3 protein-coding genes are annotated in these 3,602 nt (G+C 47.6%); all 3 read left to right on the top strand.

From position 1 onward, the window contains the following. The first annotated feature begins 757 nt into the window (after positions 1-757). The 3 genes from VZT47_RS09730 (at position 758) to VZT47_RS09720 (ending at position 3,195) form a co-directional block, all read left to right on the top strand. On the top strand, positions 758-1,432 hold the full coding sequence (locus tag VZT47_RS09730) for a hypothetical protein (protein ID WP_330224769.1): 675 nt from the start codon (positions 758-760) through the stop codon (positions 1,430-1,432). An 823-nt stretch (positions 1,433-2,255) separates the two neighbouring features. Further along, a complete protein-coding gene (locus VZT47_RS10760; protein ID WP_442877431.1) occupies positions 2,256-2,378 on the top strand; it encodes an RsiV family protein in 123 nt (40 codons plus the stop codon). Between the two features lie 109 nt (positions 2,379-2,487). Further along, positions 2,488-3,195, top strand: coding sequence for an SIMPL domain-containing protein (locus VZT47_RS09720; protein WP_330224767.1), 708 nt, complete (start codon positions 2,488-2,490; stop codon positions 3,193-3,195). Positions 3,196-3,602 lie beyond the last annotated feature (407 nt).

Here is a 3,602-nt window from a genome sequence, read left to right as displayed (position 1 = left end):
TCTAATAAACCTAAAAATCCACAATATTAGATTTTTGATGTCCTTATTTTGTTGCCATTACCCTCGATAGGGGAGCTCCCGCAAAGCGGGTGAGGGGACGAACTGCAGTATGCAGGAAAATCGGTTGGACTATACAGTGGACTGAGTCATAGGATGCCCGTAATTTGGCAAACCACGGTACGCCTCATTCGGGAGAATTCCGAGATTTCGTGGTTCGTGGTTCGTGAAGGTATTGCCGCTGATGCGGCAATGAGTATATATGGGGATTTTGCACAGGCGGGGTGAAATTTCCGAATTGGGAAATAATGAAGGAGATAGAAAGCATACCACCGCTGAAAAATTCATGCGATGAACTTTTGCTCCGGGGAAGAGGGGGGTTCGCCCCGGGGCGGAAGGGAGCATGGAAGATTTCAAAATGGGAATCGTTCGAAGAATAGCAGGAGAGGAATTGAAGGCTGGAAGGATGGTATGGGTAGCATGGAAGAATGGATGAGATGAGGAAGAATGGAAGAATGGAAAAAATGAAATTTCCGGAGCTCTCTGCTCCCGGAATGGGAGGATGGAAGGAAAGCCCCGCCGCAGGCGGGGCTTTTGTGTGGAACCATTTTCCCTTTTTCCCGGGGTACGATATAATAAAGATAGAATTCAGAGTTTCTTTTTTAATCATTTGAGCATGCACTATTGTAAAACGAATGGCTGACTGCTAATGGCTGACGGCTCAGCCGGCTATTTCGTCTGGCCCCAAAGGAGGCTTACCATGCATCTGAAAAAATCTGCCCTTATCCTTCTTTCTGCTGCTCTTCTTTTCAGCGGCGCCTGTGTGTCCGAGGCTTCTCTCTGGCCCGGGCTGGCTTCGAAGGTTTCCGAGAAGTCCGGCGCTTTCCGGACCGATGATTACCATGTGGGAAATGCAAATCTCATGAGTCCCTATCTCATCACCCGTTCGAACAATACGAATTTTGCAGGCAGGGTGAATGCGGCCATTGCCCATGAAAAATCCGATTTCATCGGGGAGCTCAGGGAAGATAATAAAAAGGTTTACACCGAAGGCTGGATGATCTGGCATGAAGGACTCATCGGAAACTATATTTCCAATGCAAACGGCATTACTTCCATCGTTCTGGTGAAGCAGAAACTTTCCGAAGGCGCAGATCATGGCAGCACTTTTGCCAAAGGCCTCAATTTCAATGGCGCCGGCGATCTCATGGATCTTTCTAAAGTACTGCCGAAACTGACGGTGGAAGAAGTTAACAAATGCATCGAACTGACGGCAAAAAAGAAAAACATTGCCCTCCTCGACAATCATACGGTCACCGAGCTTCCCACCAATTTCTATGTGGGGAAAAATAAAGTGGTCTATGCCATTTATCAGCAGAATGATCTGACCCCCTTCAGCGAAGGAGTATTCGCGGTGCCGATTGGGAAGGTGTGATTTTTTAGCTCTGCCCCGAGGAATTTTGGATTTCAGCCAGGCGGGCGGTAACGGGAAGGACTCTGCGCAGGAAGATCAAGGTACAAGTGGGACTGCCTGCCAAAATGTATCCGGAACAAATGACTCTATCGGCAGGCAGGAGGCCCTCCCCGGGAGGAGGGCTCCGGCGCGGCTGGGAGGACGAACCTGCCGAAACCGTTCCTGTCAGGAGCGATAATAAATCGTAAACAGGACAGACCATGCTTTGTGTGAAGACTGGTATCGGAGGGAACGTCATTTTTGAAATGGGAGGCGAAGAAGGATGGGTTTTAAAAAATTATTTCTTTTAGCAGCAGTTTCACTGTCTGCCATTTTCCCTGTTTCTGCGGAATGGACGCTGGGACCGGGGATTGGCGGGGGCGAGAGTCCCTCGATCCGGACGGAATTGAATAAAGATCACGTGATGGAAGTCAAAAAGCCGGTCGTTTCGGATGGAAATCTCCTTCGGCGGGCGCGGATCAATGCAGCCATCGATACGGAAGTGGATGAATTTTCGAAATATATCAGAAAGCGCAATGAGGACTGGAAGACAAACGGCTGGATTTACTGGCAGGAAGGAATGGTCAATCCGGAAGGAATCACCAGTTTCATCCTTTTCGAGGCATCCTATGCAGACGGGGCGGCCCATCCCATCACCGGAGCCAGGTCCATGAATTTTGACAAATGGGGCCATAAAGTCACATTGAAAGATCTTTTGCCGGATCTTTCGGCAGAAGACGTGAACCGGGCCATTGAAGAGCAGATTCCGGAAGAATGGCTTTTTTACAATCATTCTGTAAACCGCGTGCCGAAGACTTTTTATGTGGGAAAGAACGGGAAGATTTACGTGGTTTTCCAGCAGTATGAAATAGGTCCCTACGCAGCCGGTTTCATGGTGGCGGAAGTGGGAGAATTGAAAAAGCAGTAAAATCGGAAATCCACGGCCCCGGAAGTCCTTCTCCGCAGGATTTGACAGAGAAGAAGAAATGGTATAAAATATGACTATAAGTCAATTTTAAAAGTAAGGAGGATTTCCCATGAATAAAAAAGTAATGGCCCTCGTGGCTTCCGGTCTTATTCTTTTTTCCGGTCTCACGGCCCAGGCCGAAGAACCGCGCCGGAGCATTATGGTGACCGGAACCAGCGAAGTGACGGCAAAAAGTGATATGGCTACGGTCAATATTACGGTAGAAACCCGTTCTCCCAATGCCAAAGCGGCAGTCCGGGAAAATGCAAATACCATGACGGATGTCAGAAATGCAGTGATTGCAGCCGGAGCAGAAGCATCAAAAATCGAGACCCAGAATTACAATGTCTATCCCCAGCAGATTTATAACAATAAGGGGGAAGTGAAATCGAAAGAATACCGCTGCGACAATACCATGAAAGTGGTAGTCATGAATCTTTCGAAAACCGGGGCCATTATGGATGCCGCCGTGGAAGCCGGGGCAAACCGGATTGATTCCGTCGATTTTTCCGTCAGCGATACCCAGATGTATAAAGATGCGGCCCTCCGGAAAGCAGCGGAAGATGCAGCCAGAAAAGCCAGAATCATTGCTGCCGGTCTGGGAAGAAATATTATAGGCGTCATTTCCGCCTCCGAAGACAATGTGAATGTCATGCCTTACCGCATGGTGAACCTTAAAATGTCTGCCGCCGCCGCAAGAGAAGATGCAGTGACTCCTATCGATCCGGGAGAATCAAAACTCCAGGGACGGGTGACAGTGGTATTTGAGATAGACTGAGTTTTTCATATCGACTTGATTGGGAAGGCTCATTTACGATGAATCGTGATTCGTAAAGGTGCGGCGCATCAGAAAATGAAGCGCCGCATTTTTTGTCTCAATCCTGTCGGCCGAAGGCCTGTGCGCGAAGCGCACTATATAAGATTGAGGGTGTACAAAAATAGAAATCATTATTTTAAAAACTTTAGGGACAAAAGTTATCAGTTATTAGTTATCAGTTCGCAGTTGTGGTGGGCCATTACGAAGGAAAAGCGGCCTTTTTATATAAAAAATGAATCATTTCCAATGAAAACTGTGTATAAAAATGGCCCGCCATCTCATTTGATGCGGGCCTCCTCCACTGAGAACTATGAACTGAGAACTGATTACTTTATAAAATTCAGTCATTCAACATGTTGTGTAATTAT

Origin of the sequence: Dialister sp. (assembly GCF_036343215.1) — a bacterium.
Classification (GTDB): domain Bacteria; phylum Bacillota; class Negativicutes; order Veillonellales; family Dialisteraceae; genus Dialister.
The sequence above is the reverse complement of the archived record's forward strand: the minus strand, read 5'-3'. Positions and strand labels throughout refer to the sequence as shown.

Bases quoted from the DNA above. Each gene is read 5' to 3' on its own strand.
- VZT47_RS09730 (WP_330224769.1), top strand. From the start codon at position 758: ATGCATCTGAAAAAATCTGCCCTTATCCTTCTTTCTGCTGCTCTTCTT.
- VZT47_RS09720 (WP_330224767.1), top strand. From the start codon at position 2,488: ATGAATAAAAAAGTAATGGCCCTCGTGGCTTCCGGTCTTATTCTTTTT.